Origin of the sequence: Pseudoclavibacter sp. VKM Ac-2867, assembly GCF_015351275.1 — a bacterium.
GTDB lineage: Bacteria > Actinomycetota > Actinomycetes > Actinomycetales > Microbacteriaceae > Pseudoclavibacter.
This window is the reverse complement of the sequence record NZ_JADKSL010000011.1, coordinates 1-15,338: the sequence shown is the minus strand read 5'-3', so window position 1 is coordinate 15,338 and position 15,338 is coordinate 1. Positions and strand designations below refer to the sequence as shown.

The window sequence follows — 15,338 nt, the reverse complement described above, 5'->3', positions numbered from 1 at the left end:
CATGACCGACACCAGCACCGCCGCCCCAGTCCCGTTCGCGAATCTCCACGTCCACACGGAGTACTCGCTTCTGGACGGGATGGCGAGCAACGACATGTTCGACCACCTCGCCTCGATCGGCCAGAACGCTGTCGCGGTCACCGACCACGGCACCCTCGCGGGTCTCTGGAAGATGACCGAGGCCGGTCGCAAGCACGGCATGAAAGTCCTCGCTGGCTTGGAGAGTTACGTGGCCGTCGGGTCCCGCTTCGACCGCGATTTCATCGAGATCCCCGCCGACGATTCCTCCGCGGACGAAGGTAACGGGAAGTCCGGGACGGGCGAGAAGGCGAACACGAGCGATGCGTTCACCCTCGACCAGTTGAGCGAGGAGGAGCGAGCTCGAGCACTCGGACAGGTCTCCGTCATCGAAACCCTCCTCCGGTCCGACGAGGGGGACGTCACGGTCGAGCTCCTCTCCGACTACTCGCAGCTCACCGAAAATAGCGAGGCCTTCCGAGCCTTGGCCGCCGGGTCTGGCCTGGGCCCGGCCGAGACCACGGGGGAGACTCCGGTCACGCTCGGCGACGCCCTGACCGCCCTCTCTGGCCTCCGTGCCACATTCCTCGCGCCTCCCCGGAAGCTCAAGAAGCGCTTCCACGAGCACCTGACGCTCATCGCGACGAACGAGACCGGCTGGTCGAACCTCCTCGCGCTCTCCAACGCCGCTGAGCTGTCCAAGCACCAGGGCAAGCCCCGCATCGACCTGCAGCTCCTCGCTGAGCACCACGAGGGCCTCGTCATCCTCACCGGCTGCCTCGGCGGCGCGTTCCTCGGCTCGCTCAGCCGCGGCGACCGCGACCGCGCATCCGACACCCTCCGCCGACTCGTGGAGATCGCCAGCACCGAGCGCGTGTTCGTCGAAGTGATGGAGCACGGCATCGACGCCGAATCCCGCGTGCTCCCGGAAGCGGCTGCTCTCGCCGCTGAGCACGGGGTGCGCGTGGTCGCAACCAACGACGCGCACTACGTGCGCCCGGATGCAGACACCGCCCACGCCGCATGGCTCGCGCACCAGTCGAAGTCGACGCTCGCGAATCCCAAGTACGCCTTCCACGGTGCCGGGTTCCACCTCGCGTCCGAGCAGGAGATGCGCGCCAAGCGCCCTGAGCAGTGGTGGCAGGACGCCGTCACGACCGCCGGCGAGATCGCAGCGCTCGCCTCGGGAGGCGTGCTTCCCGAGTCTAAGATCCGCCTCCCGAAGTTCCCGCTCCCGGACGGCGAAACCGACACGACCGCGTATTTCGTGCGCCTCATCAACGAGGGCGCCACCCGCATCTACGGGCCCGACCGACCCGCGGAGGTCAGCGCGAGGCTGCAGGAGGAGTTCAACGTCGTCGCGCAGATGGGCATGACCGACTACTTCCTCATCGTCGCCGACATGATGGCGTGGGCCCGCTCGCAAGGCATCCTCACCGGCCCCGGTCGGGGTAGCGCTGCGGGCAGCATGATTTCGTACTGCCTCGGCATCGTCACCATCGATCCGCTTGAGCACAACCTCCTCTTCGAGCGGTTCCTGGAGCCTGGCCGCAAGGGCATGCCCGACATCGACTCCGACTTCGAGGCGGCCCGCCGTGACGAGGTGTTCGCGTACCTCGGCCGGAAGTACGGCAACGAGTACGTCGCTCGAATCGGCACGTTCGGATTCGCCCGCACCAAGAAGGCCATCAAGGACGCTGCCCGCGTGTTGGAACTCACCCGAGTCGGCGACACCCTCGCGAAGGAAGTCCCGATCGACGGCGGCAAGCCGCTCACGTTCGAGAAGCTCCGCGACCCCGCACGCACCGACGCTGAGTCGTTCCGGTCCGCGGTCGCTGTCGGCGGGGAAGACGCCGCCCGCGTGGTGGAGCTCGCCGAAGCGTTCGAGGACCTCGTGTCCACCCTCGGCGTCCACGCTTGCGGGTTCCTCGTCTCCGACGTGCCGGTGGCCGAGCTCGTGCCGGTGCGCGTCAACGAGGACGGCCTGCGCTACACCGCCTGGGACGGGCGCGACGTCGAAGCGCTGGGCCTGTGCAAGATCGACATTCTCGGGCTCGCCAACCTCGACGGGCTCGCGAAAGCGTTCGAGTACCTGCGCGACTTCGAAGGCATCGAGCTGGCGCACGACGAAATCCCGCACCCGAACACCAAGGGCGACCCGCGCGTGGACGCCACCTACCGGCTGCTGCGCGAAGGCAAGACCAGTGGTGTCTTCCAGCTCGAATCCGACGGCATCACGACCCTCACCGCCGACATCAAGCCGGAGGACTGGGACGACCTCTCCGCCATCCTCGCTCTCTACCGCCCCGGCCCCATGGCCATCGGCATGCACCAGCACTACGGCGCCCGCAAGCACGGCCTCGAAGCCATAGATTACGGCTACCTCACCGAGGACCCCGAGGAGGCCCGGTGGATTGGAGAGGTGCTCGGCACCACACAGGGCTTGATGGTCATGCAGGAGCAGATCATGTCCCTGGGGAGAGTGGTGGCCGGCTTCGACGCTGCCGAGCGCTCCAAGCTGCGCAAGGCCATGGGGAAGAAGATCCAGGCGGAGATGGACACCATCGGCCTGACGTGGGTCCAACGGGCCACCCAGGAGTACCGCGACGACGCGGGCGAGATCATCTCGCCCGTGTTCAGCAGAGTCACCTCAGAACGACTCTGGGAGGCCATCAAGGGCAACGCGTCCTATCTTTTCAACGCCTCGCATAGCTACGCGTACGCCCGCACGACCTTCGACACCGCCTACGTGAAGGCCAACTGGCCTGCCGCCTACGGCGCCGCGCTGCTCGCGACTGTCGACAGTTCAGAGCGTCGCGTGCGCATCATCGAAGGCATCGCTGCCGAGGGCATCGAGGTGCTGCCGCCGCACGTGAACCAGTCGGGGTTCAGCACCAAGCCCGAGGGTCCTGCCGTCCGTCTTGGCCTGGGCGAGATCAAGGACGCTGGCTCCGACGCGGAGGGTCTGATTCGGGCCCGCGAAGCGCACGGCGGCTCTTTCCCGGACCTGCCGTCCATCTACCGGGCGATCGACCCGACCGCGAACCGGGCGACGCTCGGCAAGCGCATGCTGGAAGCGCTCGTGGAAGCCGGCGCGATGGACGAGTACGGGCCGCGGCTCGGCATCAACGTCGTCAGCCGCGCCCTCGCAACCGCACCGTTCCCGGTGCCGCAGCTCGAGTGGTCAACGCTGGAGCGCGCGATCCGTCAGCGCGCCCGCATCGGCATCAGCTTCGGCACGCACCCGCTCGTGCTCCACCAGAACGAGGTCCGCTCGTGGGTGCCGGAAGGGACGATGAACCCTGGGCAGTTCCGGGCGTCGCTGTTGCCGGTGCAGGCGCTGCCGGACGTGAATGGCGCCCGCATCTCCACGCTCGCGCTCCTGGCGTCGGTGTCGACGCGGGCGTATCGGGGCGGGAAGCTCGCGCAGCTCACCCTCGAAGGCTCGTCTGCGCGGATCAACGGGGTCATGTGGAACGACCGGCTCGCCGAGCACCTCGAGTCGCCGCAGGGTTTGCCGCCGGCGGGTGCGCTCGTGCTCGCCCGCGGCAAGGTGTCCATCCGCGAGGTGGAGATCGAAGACCGCGAATCGGGGGAAGTCTCGACGACGATCCAGCGGGAGCTCACCGTCTCCTACCTGGAAGAGATCCGCGTCGCCGACGACGGCACCTACTCGCTCCCGGAAGCCCCGTCCATGGGCATCCGGTTCCCGAGCACCGAAGACCCAGACGTGCTTGCCGTGGCCACCGCCGACGCGGAAGCCACTGCAGCAGCACAGGCGGCCGAAGTGGCCCGACTGGAGCAGCTCCAGCAGGCGCAACTCGAAGTCGCCGCACGCGAAGCCGAACTCGCCGAGCACGCGACCGTGCCGCTCGTCGACGTCCGCACGGGCGCCGCGGTCCCGGTCGTCGCCGTCGACGCGAACCTCAGCTCTGCCATGGTGCGACTCCGGCTGCGCAACGCCGGGTTCGCGATCGACCTCGACCTCGCTGCGCAGATCGCAGCGGGGGAGGTGCGCGTGAGCGAGCTGCAGGGGTTCCCGATCCGAGATGACCGGACGGGGGATGTCGTCGCGTACGTCGTCGCCTCGCCCGAAGAGCCCACACCCGACGACCGTGACGCACGGGCAGACGCATCAGCGCCCGCCTCAACATCTGCCGCACACAGTGCCGGAGAACCTGCCGATTCGACGCTCCTGGAAGGGGCCATCTCATGACCAAGCTCTCCGAGCAGCAGCGCCTCGCCCGTGAAGCCGCGCGAGGCCACGGCGTCGCCGGCGCCTCCCAGTTCGGCTACCAGCAGCACTCCATTCCCAGCTCTGACGCGTTCATGGCCGACCCTGACGCGCTCACGCCGGAGCAGGAATCGGCGCTCGAGGAGCAGCTGCGCGAGGAGGAGCGGGAGGCGAACGAACGCGAGGAGCTGCGGGAGCAGAGCCGCGCCTCGATCCAGCGCCGCGCGGACCTCCTCCGGGCCGAGGGGTACGCGGACGCGCAGGCGACGCCGGACCCGTTCGACCCGGAGACCACGAAACACCGCCCGGAATGGTGGGCGCACTCGTTCGCGCACGCCGAGCAGGCCAAGGGCGGCGGGTACGACATCATGCCCGACGACTACACACCCGGCATGACCGAAGGACGTGCGCTCTCCGGCAACCGCCGCACGCACCGCATCAAGTACGAAGGGGCGGGAGTCCAGCTGCGGATGCCGAGCGCGACCAGCATCCGGAAGTACGCGAAAGAGCTCAAGGGGCGCACGTTCGACGTGCCCGTGGAAGCGAACACGCCCGCTGGCACCGTCATGGGGCACGTCCGGATCACTCCGGGCCCGAACGGCACCTGGAGCGTGTCGGGAGTGCGCATGCCCGACGGCCGCAACGAGTACGTGTCAGAGGCGGTGCAGGCGATCCTCGAAGACCGCCGGCCGTCGCTCGCGCTCGCGCAGACGCAGGACCTCCTCGAGCGGCGCCGGGAGCGACTCTTCGCGGCCGGCACGAAGCAGGCCCCGCCGAAGTACGCGTCGACGTTCATCGAAGGCATCGGCTACAACCAGTACTCGGCCGAGATGACGTTCAACCTGTCCGGCCGCCAGTACGGGTACAAGGTCCCACCGGACGTCGCGAAGAACATGCTCACGTCCAGCAACCCGGGACGCGCTTACGCGGCGCTCATCAAGGGCAAGCGCCGCCGGTTCGACGTGGTCGAGTGCCCGAAATGCCGCCGCTTCATCAACGAGGACACCGCCGACATGCACCAGTGCCACACCGGGCACCGGACGCCGACGCGGGCAATCAAGTTCCACCGCGCGCAGATCCTGGAAGCCATCACCGGCAAGCTCACCTCCCGCCAGCGGGAGCAGAAAGGCGCGCGCGAAAGCCCGTGAAGGCCGGTACGAGGACGCGGGCGCATAGGGAGGGCACACCGCCCTTCCACTCCATCCCCAGGAGCGCACCTCATGCCCGACCGCATCCACCACCTCATCCTCGACGTGCAAGCCGCCGGCTCGCCGATTCCGTGGGAGGTGGCGGGTGTCGGGTTGGACGCGCACGGGCGAGAGCGGTGGTCGTTCTCCCAGTCCATCCGCCCGACGGGCGCGGTGAACGACCACCCGCTCGGGGACGGTATCTTCCCGGGGCTCGCCGCGATCGACCTCGGCATCGCGGAAGAGCTCACCACCAGGGCAGCCCCCGGACTCGACCTGATCGTCCGGACCGGGGACACCCACCCGCAGTTGTATGCCTGGCTGCCTCGCACGCTCGGCCTCGCGGTGAACGGTGTCACGACGGTCAGCCCCAGCGAGCGGCCGTTCGGGATCAGCGCCCTGGATGTGCGCACCCTCGCCCGCGCATTCCAGTCCCAGCTGCGCCGAACGCGAGTGCCCGCGTAGGGAGACCAGGCGCCGAAGCACGACGCATCACCCCGCCAGAACCGGTCCCCGCATAGAGGAACCAGGCACCGAAGCATCACCCGCCGAACACGCTCCCCGCATAGGAGAGCAGGCAAGCTCCGGCCTCGCCGTCCGCAGCAGCACCTCCGCCGCCACGGAAACCCACACAGCATCAACCAAAGGAACAGCATCATGGCACTTCTCCCTTCGATCTTCGTCGGCAACCTCACCGCGGACCCGGAGCTGCGCTACACGCAGAACGGCATTGCCGTCGCGAACGCCACCGTCGCCGTCAACGACCGTATCCGGGACCCCCAGACCAACGAGTGGAAGGACGGCCCGACGACGTTCATGCGCTTCTCCGTCTGGCGCGACCTGGCCGAGCACTTCGCGCAGTCGATGCGGAAGGGCCAGGAGGTCATGGTCGTCGGCAAGGTGAAGCAGAGCGAGTACACCGACAAGGAAGGCAACAAGCGCACCAGCTTCGAGCTCGATGCTGAGCACGTCGCCGCCTCGCTCCGTTTCGGCACGACCGAGTTCCGCAAGTCGGCTCGTCCGGACCAGAACGCTCAGGCGCAGGCCCAGTACGGCCAGCAGGGCGGCAATGTCCAGCAGCAGGCGCAGGCCGCTCAGGCGCAGGGCTACCAGCCCGCGCAGCAGGCTCCTGGCCAGTACCAGGCCCCGCCCGCGCAGCAGATGCAGCCGCCTGTGCAGCAGCAGGCTCCGGTTCAGCAGTACGACCAGAGCCAGCAGTACGCGCAGCAGCAGCAGGGCCAGCCGGTCCAGCAGCAGGCCGCTCCCCAGCAGCAGGCAGTCCCCGCGGGCGTGCCCGCAGCCGGTGCGAACCCGTTCGGCGCTGGTGCCACGGACGGCATGTTCTAACTCCTGACCGCTGAGGGCCACCAAGCATGCCCCCGCCTGGTGGCCCTCAGTCCTACCTCCGTGAGAGGGCCACCGACGGTGCCACGCCAGCAGACCAAGATCCGAATCGAGAGAACTCGAGCCGGTGAGCTGGCGTGGCACCTTCGTCATCCCCGCACCCGCATGCTCACCCTCGTCGGCACCCTCGCCGTGGTCGTCGCTGTCGCGGTCGGGGCTTTCATCGTCCCCGGGATGCTCCCCCCATCCCCGACGGCACCGGTCGCGGCCAACACGTCCACCGCGGTCGAGCCCGCATCCACCATCCGCGTCACCGAAGCCTCCCCGTCAGCGACGACCCCGGCGCCCGCGACCCCGGCGAGCTCCGCCGCGCGCGACGCGGTCACCGAGCAGGTGAAGCTCGCCGACCAGCTCCTCGCCCAGTACCCAGCCCCGACCACGGACCAGGCGATGATCGACGAGCTCAAGACCGCCCGAGACACAGCCCAGGCGCTCCTCGATGACCCGGCGACGAGCGAGGCGAAGCTGATCACCGCGAACTCCACCCTCTCCGGCCACAACCAAGCCTTCCGTGTCCAGGCGCTCACCGCTGCGAGCAGCACGAGCGCCGACGGGCAGGGCGTCGTCGCCGCTCCCGTCGCCGAGCAGCCGCAGCAGCAGGACCCAGCACCGCAGCCACAAGCAGATGCCCCGGTTCAGGCGCCGTCCGCGCCCACCGCCGAGCGCGCATCCCAGTCCATCTCTGTCTCCTGCCAGGCGCCGTCCGCGTTCTCGATCACCTTCACCGCGTCCGGCGGCGGCACGGTCGAGCTGAGCGCTGCGGGGCAGTCCGCGACCGGCGCCGGGTCGGCATCCGTGACCGCATCCGGGAACCCCGGACAGTCGTTCTCCGCGTCGGGAAGCGCCGACGAGTCCGTGTCCGTTTCCTACTCCACGTCGGGAGCCGTATGCAGCTAGTGCAGTCCATCGTCGACCAGCTGACCATCCTCGCGACCGAACAGCCGGCGCTGCTCATCGGCGTCGTCGTCTTCGTCGTGCTCGTCCTGAAAGTCCTCACCGGCCCCCAGGGAGGTGGGAGCAAAGCCCGGGACCCGCAACGCCTCTACGGCAATCGTGACCGTCGCGCCGGGTTCGACCGCGCCGGTGGCCGATGCGAAGGGGAGTGGTTGCCGTTCGTGCGATGCACGAGGCCCGCGAACGCTGGCGACCACTGGCTTCCGCACTCCAAAGGCGGGGCCACGAGCGCCGCGAACTTCGTCGCCCTGTGCAGCATGCACAACCGGTCGAAGTCCGCGCGTGTCCCGTCCCGCTTCCAGACGGCGAGGCTGCAGTTCCGCCGTCGCAAGTACATGAGGGACCGCGCGCTCGTCACCGCTGGGCAGTGGTTCGGCCGCTGAGCTGCGGCTGGCGTCGCTCGCGCGCATAGGGCTGGCGGAGGTCCATCTTGAGCACACCTGATTCCCCACCCGCACCAGACGACAAGCCATCCGCCGGCGAACGCGCGAAAGCCACCGCGAAAGGCCTCGGCAAGGAAGCCGCCTCCATCGTCGCGGGAGCCGTCGGCGGCAAAGCCGCGGGCGGCGCTGCCGCTGCCGGCAAGGCCGCAGGTGCTCAGGCCGCGAAAGCAGGGGCGGAGAAGACCGCCGCGACAGGAGCGAAGAGACTCGCCGCCGACGCGGCCAGCAAGGGCAAGGACCGCCTCGTGAACGCCGCGAAGCAGCCTCAGTCGAACGCCTCCACACGCGGGGGCCTGGCCGGTGCCCGCGACGACGTGAAAGCTGCGTCCAAGAACCTCGCCCGAGGCGCCGCATCCGGGGCGCTCCAGGGCGCGACAAAGGGCGGCTGGGTCGGAGCCGCGATCGGCGCGGCTGGAGGTGCGGCCGCCGGGCTCGTCGACAACAAGGCCGGCCGGAACACACTCCTGCGCATCCTCGCGATGTTCGCGATCATGTCCCTCGCGGTCACCCTCCTCGCGGGAGCGCTCGTCTCCGCGACGGTGAATGCGTTCGCCGCGGCCCTCTCCAGCCAGTCCCAGGACACCGCGGCCGCCGCCGGTGCTGAAGCGTCTGAAATCCGCGACGCCCGGGCCGCGTCGGAAGGGTCCGCGACCCCGTGGCAGCTGACGCTCTGGATGGAGCGGGAGAAGCCCGACGTCGACTTCGACGCGCGCGCGTTCGACGCGGAACTCATCCGGCAGATCCCCGCCGACGACGACCGCGAGCTCATCGCCGGGGCCGTGCGCGACGGCGAAACCGGACGCCTCAAACTCGGCGACTCCGACGTGGACGAGGCCGCGCAAGAGACCGCCGAGACCGGATTCGTTGCGGCCCTCCTCGCGCTCTATGGCCCAGACGGAACCGCCGCGCCAGTCGATGCGGCGACCCCGTCCACGTCCCCGACGGCGACGGCGACGACCGAAGCCACACCCACGGCATCCGGCGCTCCTACGGAGACTCCTGCCGCCACCGCCCCTGAGGCGACACCGACCACCACTGGCACGCCCGCAGCGACAGTCACCGAGACGCCAGCGCCGACAGCTCCGCCCGCCGCCCTCAGTGCTGGACCGCCCGGGCACCTCGACGAGGGGACGGCCAAGACGGCGTTCACGACCGTTCGAGAGTGGGCCCTCGCCATCGGCAACACCTGCGGCGACGCAGGAGCCGGATCCATCACCGCGCCCGCATCCGGTGACGGCAGTGGCACGGTCGACGTCAACGGGCTCACCTCTGACCAGGTGTCGAACGTGCGCGCCATCATCGGGGCGACCAAGACGATGTTCCCGACGGCCGACACCCGCTGGGCAGGCGTCGTCGCTATCGCAACCGCCTACCAGGAGTCGACGCTCGTCAACATCGGCTACGGCGACTACGAGACCGGGGGAGTCCTCAACCCGAACGGCAGCCCCACCACCTCCATCGGCCTGTACCAGCAGCAGGACTCCTGGGGCACACGCGAACAGCGACTCACCCCCGCGTGGGCGACCGGTAAGTTCCTGTCCGTGCTCCGCGCCGTGCCCGGATGGCAAGGGATGGAGCTCGCGAAAGCCGCGCACGAAGTGCAGGTGTACGCGCTCCAGTACTACGACAAGTACAACCAGGCGCAGCCGCTCGCCGAGAAGCTCTGGGACGCGTACGAGAAGACCTCACCCGCCATCCCGCTCCCGGGCGATCTCACCGGTGCACCCAGCGCCGGCGGTGACGGAGCGCTGCCAGGCAAGAGCCAAGGCGGGGTCGCGTGCGCGGAGTCCGGCACGTCCGTGGGCGCGGTCACTGGCGGGGTCGCGTACCCACTGTCGCTGGATGACCCGTACCACCAGATCACCGACTTCTTCGGCCCCCGCTGCTGCGTCGGCTCGTCGTTCCACCGCGGCGTCGACATCCAAGGCATCGAAGGTTCTGCGCCGATCTTCGCGATCTCCGCGGGAACGGTCACCGAGTCCGCGTACGGGTCCGGCGCTGGCAACTACGTCACCGTGCAACACGCGAACGGCGTCTCCACGTCGTACTGGCACATGGTCGCCCCGTCCCCGCTCAAGGTGGGCGACAAGGTCCCGGCCGGCCAGCAACTCGGCACCGTCGGCGACACCGGGTCCAGCTTCGGCGGGCACCTGCACCTCGAGACCTACGACCAAGCGGGAGGAAAGGTGAACCCAGTGACCACCTTGAAAGGCATGGGGCTCGACCTGTGCGCGTACAAGATCTCCGGCATCTCCTCGAAACAGACCTGCGGATAGGACCCGACCATGACCACCACCAGACTCCGCCTCATCATCGTCGGCGCCTCCGTCGTCCTCATCGTCACCATCTCCGCCATCGCCGCCTGGGCGATCAGCGCGAACCAGCTCCCGCCCACCGCCGTACCCACCCCGGTCGCGACCGTTACCGACACTGCCGCCCCGGTAGATGAGAACCGGGAACCTGTCGAGCACGTCGAACCCGAAGCCGGGGGAGACGCCGGACACGACCACGACCACTCCGCAAAGAGCGACCTCCTCTCCGGCACCGACCAAGCCAGCATCGACGCGTGGCTCACCTCCGCGCTGCCTGAATGGGTGACGTTCGACTCCACCGAAGCCGCCGAAGACCGCGCGGCCCGCCTCGAGCCGTACTTCACGCCTGAACAGATCTCCGTGGACCCGCTCCTTGCGCGCAGCGACCTCGGCATCTCCAACTCCGGCTACAAGGCGACCGTCACCGTCCACGACGTCACCTACCCCGCCCTGATCGCGCCACCCGAAGACGAGACCGGCCTCATGACGGAGGCCTGCTACAAAACCGTCGTCGACTACACCGCCAACTGGACCACCGGCTCCAGCAACGACGCGACCCGGTTCGGCGACAACTCCTGGATCATCTGCGTTCCCGTCGACTTCAGCAGCGGAGCGATGGCCTTCAGCGGGAAAGCCACGTCTGTCAGGGAGCCAGACATCGACTTCACGCCCTAGGACGTCTTGGCGTTCGGTCCTGTGCTGGTGCGCGTCTCTTGGGTCTTGTTTCCGAGTGCATCTGCTGGTGACAGACCGAGGGCCTTGCCGAGGAGGAATCTGACGCCGCGACGGCACCGAAGGCACGTTTGACGGGCCCGAAGGCAGCCACTTCCTCGGGCACATCGAGTGTGCACTCGGGTGTCTCGAGTGGGCAAGACTTGAGTGCGCTGAGGGCTGACGACGGTTTTACCTAGCTGGCCAGTAGACAGAAAGCGATGATCGCTTGATGGACAGGAAGCAGAGGCTTCTTGAACCGGTGCCCGACGAATGCGGAATGCTCAATGGCATCGGCGCTCACTTCATTGCCCCGCGTGAATGGCGGGCAGGGTAGGAAATCGACACCCTCGGGAGCCGTGTCGAGAAGAGCACCCGTGATTCGATAAGGCGCAAGTTCGCGGCCATGCTGGCCAACAGCGTCAGTGAGAACCACATCGGCCGCTCGAATGGCTTCGCGGAGGTCCTCTGTGTGCGTGGAACCTGGGCTCGCGAGGTTGGCCGGACAGCACTGAACGAGGTCCAAGTCGAGTGCACGAGCCGCTTCCTGCCATCCACGGGCGATGTTCCCATCGGCGCCAACAAACAGGTACCGAAGACCATCGAGGTCTCGTCTTGCACGAAGCGCGTAGAGGTCAGAAAGAACCTCACAGGGATGATTCTCACGGGTCATGGCATTGACGACCGGGACGGCGTGGGTCGCCGCCAGCTCTTCCAGCACACTGAGATCGGGATGACGGACCACGAGCGTGTCCGCCCAAAGCGCCAGGTACTGCGCAACGTCGCTGAGGCGTTCCGGCTTGTCGAGAGTTTCGCTCGGGAACACGATCGGTTGCAAGCCCATCAGGGATGCGCCGCGCTCGAAGGTCACACGTGTTCGTAGGCTCGACGGCGGAAAGAACATGACGGCCGTTCCCTTGAATGACGGACCCGAGTCTGTCTCATACGCGTCCGCGAGGGAGAAAACCTCGTCGACTTGGGGACGTGACCAATCGTCGAGTCGTAGCAGGCTGCTCATCGAATGATCGTAGGTGCAGCTAGAGGTTGTCGGGTACCTGCACCTAGTCTGCGGGTGTGACGATCACGATCCGCCTTGCTCAGCCAGAGGACATTCCTGACGTCCGCTACGTGGGGACCGTCACCTGGCCTTTCACCTACGGGCCGGTCAAGGTGCCGCGTACGTGATGTCAGGCTTAGACGAGTTCTGGAGCGTTGAGGCGATCGGCTCTGCCATCCAAGCTGGCGATGTCGACGTGGCGGAGTCGGCTGACGGCATCGTTGGCATGGCCCACGTGGAAGAGCTGGGTGGCGACCTGGTTCTGTGGAAGCTCTACGTCCTTCCAGGCCAACAGCGTCACGGGCTCGGCAGAATGCTGGTCCGCGCCGCGAAGGACCGCGCGCGCGTGCAGGGCAAGAATCTGTTGACGGAGTACGAGTCGAGCAATGAACGCGTTCGTGGCTTCTACCTCGGAGAGGGATTCAGCGCGGCTGCGGCCCCGTGGCCCGGGACCGATGCAGTCTGGCTCAGATGGGCGTGCGTCGCGGAGCAGGCCTCAGACTCGCCGCCCTAGCCTGTCCTGAACACTCCTGTCTCGACCAGCCCTGCACCAATCGCCCGTGCGTGCTCACCGCTATCTTGCAGCACTCCCCGGTCGGGAGATCTTGTCGGGTTGGTCAGCATCGACCGAACAACGCAGTCTCCGGGAGATTCTTCGGTCTCAATAGTGCGTTATTGGAACGAGCATTCATTTGACCGGGAGCTAGCCTCGATCTTTCATCGGGCTTGTTGCTGCAGCGAGACGAGCGTCGGTGCGCTCGTTCGGGTCTGATTCTGCCGGGTGGGTACGACAATGAGTCGCGTGTCGCTGCGGGGGCGGGTTTCCAGGCCGTGGTGTTCCGGGTCGTGGGTGGGCTGAGGGCTCCCGGCGTCAGCCGGGGGCTCATGCGTGAGCGCGGAGCCTGCTGATCGCGGTTAGAGCTGTTGCCGCCCACGCGGCCCGGTGGGAGAGGTGCAGGATTGTGCGGCGTGCGGTGCGCGCGATCGCGGCGGGGATCGAGAAGAGCCCTAGGCGTAGCCGTTTCGGTTCCCAACGCAGGGCTTTCTGGTGAGGGTGGGCGAGCAGTCCCATCCGTGCGGTGAGGTCGGTGGCGAGGGCGACGAGGAGCACGCCGATGTCCCCGAGAGCGTCGTCGCCCTACGCGAGAGCGATCGCGAGGTCCGCGATCATCTTGCCCGGATCGTCGATCGCGAACGGTTTGCGCCACGGCGCCAACGCTTCCGACAACTCCCGATCCAGACCCGTCGCGGGAACCGTTTCTGTCAGCAGCACACCGCCCGCCTGGCCGACCGCGGCAATGGGCGCGGCGTCGACGTGAACGCGTGGATACGCTCCGATATTCTTCACCCTGAAGGTGCCCTTTTTTTTGCGGACGATCAAGCCTCTCGACAAGCCTTATTCTCCAAGATCAGGAGCACTTTCCTCACTCACGCGGCGGACAGAGAGCCGACAAGCGCGGAAGCCCGAGACTATGCCCGGCTTGCAACTCGGTGAGATCGAGACGCGCCGGCCGCGAGCGCCGAAACAGATAGCTGTGCACCTCGCGGCGTCCGAGGGTCCGCCTCAGGGGCGCTGGAGCGGTTCCGCGTCAGCGAGATCACGTAACGCTGCAATGTGCCCGTCGAATGCCGCTCGTCCTCGAGGGGTCAGTGAAACGGTGGTGGTGCGACGGGAGTCCGACCGTTCGAGCGATGCCTGCTTCGAGGTCTGTACATAGCCGATTTCGATGAGGTTGCGGATGGTCTTCGACAGGTTCGCTTCACTCACTCTGAGGGCACCGACGAGGGTGCCGAAGTTGGCGGCCTCCAACGGTCGGAGTAGCGCGCAGAGTCGCAACCGCGTCAGAGCATGGATCGCCTCATCGAAGCGTGGTTCAGTTGGCACGCCGCAGGTCCCGGGCGTAGGACCTGTCGTAGATCGCTACGCCGACGAGCATGACTATGAACTCGGCGGACGCCAAGGCGATGATCCAGGAGAGTTCGCCGTTCGATGCGAGCACCAGGGAGGCGACGAAGGCTGCGGCTATCGTCGTGCACAGCACCATGAGCACCGCCAGACTTGCCGGGCCGGCTGGACGGTTGGTCGAAATCCCGGTTCGCTTGCGAAATTGGTGCTCGATGCCGAAGAGAGCGAGGGCGGCAAGCCCGGTTACGACGCTCATCAGACCGGCAACGCCTACGGCCGGCGCGGCGATCATCGCGGCCACCGCGAAAGCCTGCGCCGGAGCAACCCACCAAGTTTCAGCAGTGAACCGCTCAGCCAGTCGGCGGCGATCCGCACCGATCGCACCAAGCGCCTCGCGAGCGGATGCTGCGCCACGCGAGTCTGAGTGCGAACTGTCCATACAAACGAGTGAAACACTTGACTCCCAGTTAAGCAACTCGACTCGTCTTTGAGATCTGCGTGCAGATCGTGGCCACTCAGACGTTTCTCAGCCGTCGGTGATAAGACACTGAGCGATCACAGAAGGCCGCCACGGAGCGGTCAACTCCACATCGAGGTCGGCCCCTCGGCTGTGAGTTGCGGCGATGAGGGGCTTCTTCTCGGCTGCGCTGAATGTCGCGCCCATTGAAGGCGAACCCTTGAAAGGGAAGGCCCTTGGCGTCGCGAGCCGTCCCCTGCCGTTCAGCTGGCTGCGGGTCGTACGGCGCGCAGCGTGGCGTGATGGAGAAGCCCGGGTTCGATGACGAGGTTGATCGCGACGTGGGTGAGGATGGCGGGAATGATCACCCGTTCTGATGCCACGTAGACCAGAGAGAGCAGCACCCCGAGCGCGAAAGTGGAGCAGAGAACAGGTGTTGCGATTCGCCAGCTCTTAGCCTCGATCTTTCATCGGGCTTGTTGCGGCGGTGAGTTGAGCGTCGGTGCGCTCGTTCGGGTCTGATTCTGCCGGGTGGGTACGATAATGAGTCGCGTGTCGCTGCGGGGGCGGGTTGAATCGCCCCGGGTTTGTTGGAGGCTCGGTTAGCCCCGTTCCGTCTGTCTGATGGCGGGCGTTCGTGCGGCGATGAAGTGTT

Annotated in this window: 13 protein-coding genes and 1 pseudogene; 9 read left to right on the top strand and 5 right to left on the bottom strand. The window is 67.3% G+C overall.

Annotated elements, in window-relative coordinates; genetic code table 11:
• Position 1: 1 nt before the first annotated feature.
• The 8 genes from dnaE to ITJ67_RS11885 all read left to right on the top strand — a co-directional run bounded on the left by dnaE (position 2) and on the right by ITJ67_RS11885 (position 11,227).
• Positions 2 to 4,234 (top strand): DNA polymerase III subunit alpha, encoded by a 4,233-nt coding sequence (dnaE, locus tag ITJ67_RS11920; RefSeq protein ID WP_194677773.1) that lies wholly within the window; start codon positions 2 to 4, stop codon positions 4,232 to 4,234.
• A complete protein-coding gene (locus ITJ67_RS11915) occupies positions 4,231 to 5,400 on the top strand; it encodes a hypothetical protein (RefSeq protein WP_194677772.1) in 1,170 nt (389 codons plus the stop codon). The genes dnaE and ITJ67_RS11915 overlap by 4 nt, the downstream gene beginning before the upstream one ends.
• 72 nt (positions 5,401 to 5,472) lie before the next feature.
• Positions 5,473 to 5,904, top strand: a complete 432-nt coding sequence (locus tag ITJ67_RS11910) for a hypothetical protein (RefSeq protein WP_194677771.1) — start codon at positions 5,473 to 5,475, stop codon at positions 5,902 to 5,904.
• 192 nt (positions 5,905 to 6,096) lie between these two features.
• Complete coding sequence (gene ssb / locus ITJ67_RS11905; RefSeq protein WP_194677770.1) at positions 6,097 to 6,786, top strand: single-stranded DNA-binding protein; 690 nt, start codon at positions 6,097 to 6,099, stop codon at positions 6,784 to 6,786.
• Between the two features lie 162 nt (positions 6,787 to 6,948).
• The gene (locus ITJ67_RS11900) at positions 6,949 to 7,740 is read left to right on the top strand and encodes a hypothetical protein (protein WP_194677769.1); all 792 of its coding nucleotides are present in this window, start codon (positions 6,949 to 6,951) and stop codon (positions 7,738 to 7,740) included.
• Positions 7,731 to 8,180, top strand: a complete 450-nt coding sequence (locus ITJ67_RS11895; RefSeq protein WP_194677768.1) for an HNH endonuclease — start codon at positions 7,731 to 7,733, stop codon at positions 8,178 to 8,180. The genes ITJ67_RS11900 and ITJ67_RS11895 overlap by 10 nt, the downstream gene beginning before the upstream one ends.
• 47 nt (positions 8,181 to 8,227) lie before the next feature.
• Positions 8,228 to 10,516: a M23 family metallopeptidase gene (locus ITJ67_RS11890; protein WP_194677767.1), complete on the top strand. Its 2,289-nt coding sequence runs from the start codon at positions 8,228 to 8,230 to the stop codon at positions 10,514 to 10,516.
• A 9-nt stretch (positions 10,517 to 10,525) separates the two neighbouring features.
• Positions 10,526 to 11,227 carry a hypothetical protein gene (locus ITJ67_RS11885; RefSeq protein ID WP_194677766.1) on the top strand — a complete coding sequence of 234 codons (702 nt, stop codon included), beginning with the start codon at positions 10,526 to 10,528 and terminating at the stop codon, positions 11,225 to 11,227.
• Positions 11,228 to 11,459: 232 nt separating this feature from the next.
• Here the strand turns inward: ITJ67_RS11885 and ITJ67_RS11880 are convergent, their stop codons facing one another.
• Positions 11,460 to 12,281 (bottom strand): ornithine carbamoyltransferase, encoded by an 822-nt coding sequence (locus ITJ67_RS11880; protein WP_194677765.1) that lies wholly within the window; start codon positions 12,279 to 12,281, stop codon positions 11,460 to 11,462.
• A gap of 166 nt (positions 12,282 to 12,447) precedes the next feature.
• On the opposite strand from ITJ67_RS11880, the gene ITJ67_RS11875 reads away from it, so the two are divergent.
• On the top strand, positions 12,448 to 12,834 hold the full coding sequence (locus ITJ67_RS11875; protein WP_228502760.1) for a GNAT family N-acetyltransferase: 387 nt from the start codon (positions 12,448 to 12,450) through the stop codon (positions 12,832 to 12,834).
• A 369-nt stretch (positions 12,835 to 13,203) separates the two neighbouring features.
• Here the strand turns inward: ITJ67_RS11875 and ITJ67_RS20450 are convergent, their stop codons facing one another.
• From ITJ67_RS20450 to ITJ67_RS11855, 4 genes and pseudogenes are all read right to left on the bottom strand, one after another.
• Positions 13,204 to 13,431, bottom strand: a complete 228-nt coding sequence (locus tag ITJ67_RS20450; RefSeq protein ID WP_194677763.1) for a transposase — start codon at positions 13,429 to 13,431, stop codon at positions 13,204 to 13,206.
• A 30-nt stretch (positions 13,432 to 13,461) separates the two neighbouring features.
• A pseudogene (locus ITJ67_RS11865) lies at positions 13,462 to 13,668 on the bottom strand (IS1380 family transposase); the annotation flags it as partial.
• A 216-nt stretch (positions 13,669 to 13,884) separates the two neighbouring features.
• The gene (locus ITJ67_RS11860) at positions 13,885 to 14,205 is read right to left on the bottom strand and encodes a transcriptional regulator (protein WP_194677761.1); all 321 of its coding nucleotides are present in this window, start codon (positions 14,203 to 14,205) and stop codon (positions 13,885 to 13,887) included.
• Positions 14,195 to 14,665 (bottom strand): hypothetical protein, encoded by a 471-nt coding sequence (locus ITJ67_RS11855; protein WP_194677760.1) that lies wholly within the window; start codon positions 14,663 to 14,665, stop codon positions 14,195 to 14,197. The genes ITJ67_RS11860 and ITJ67_RS11855 overlap by 11 nt, the downstream gene beginning before the upstream one ends.
• Between the last annotated feature and the right edge of the window lie 673 nt (positions 14,666 to 15,338).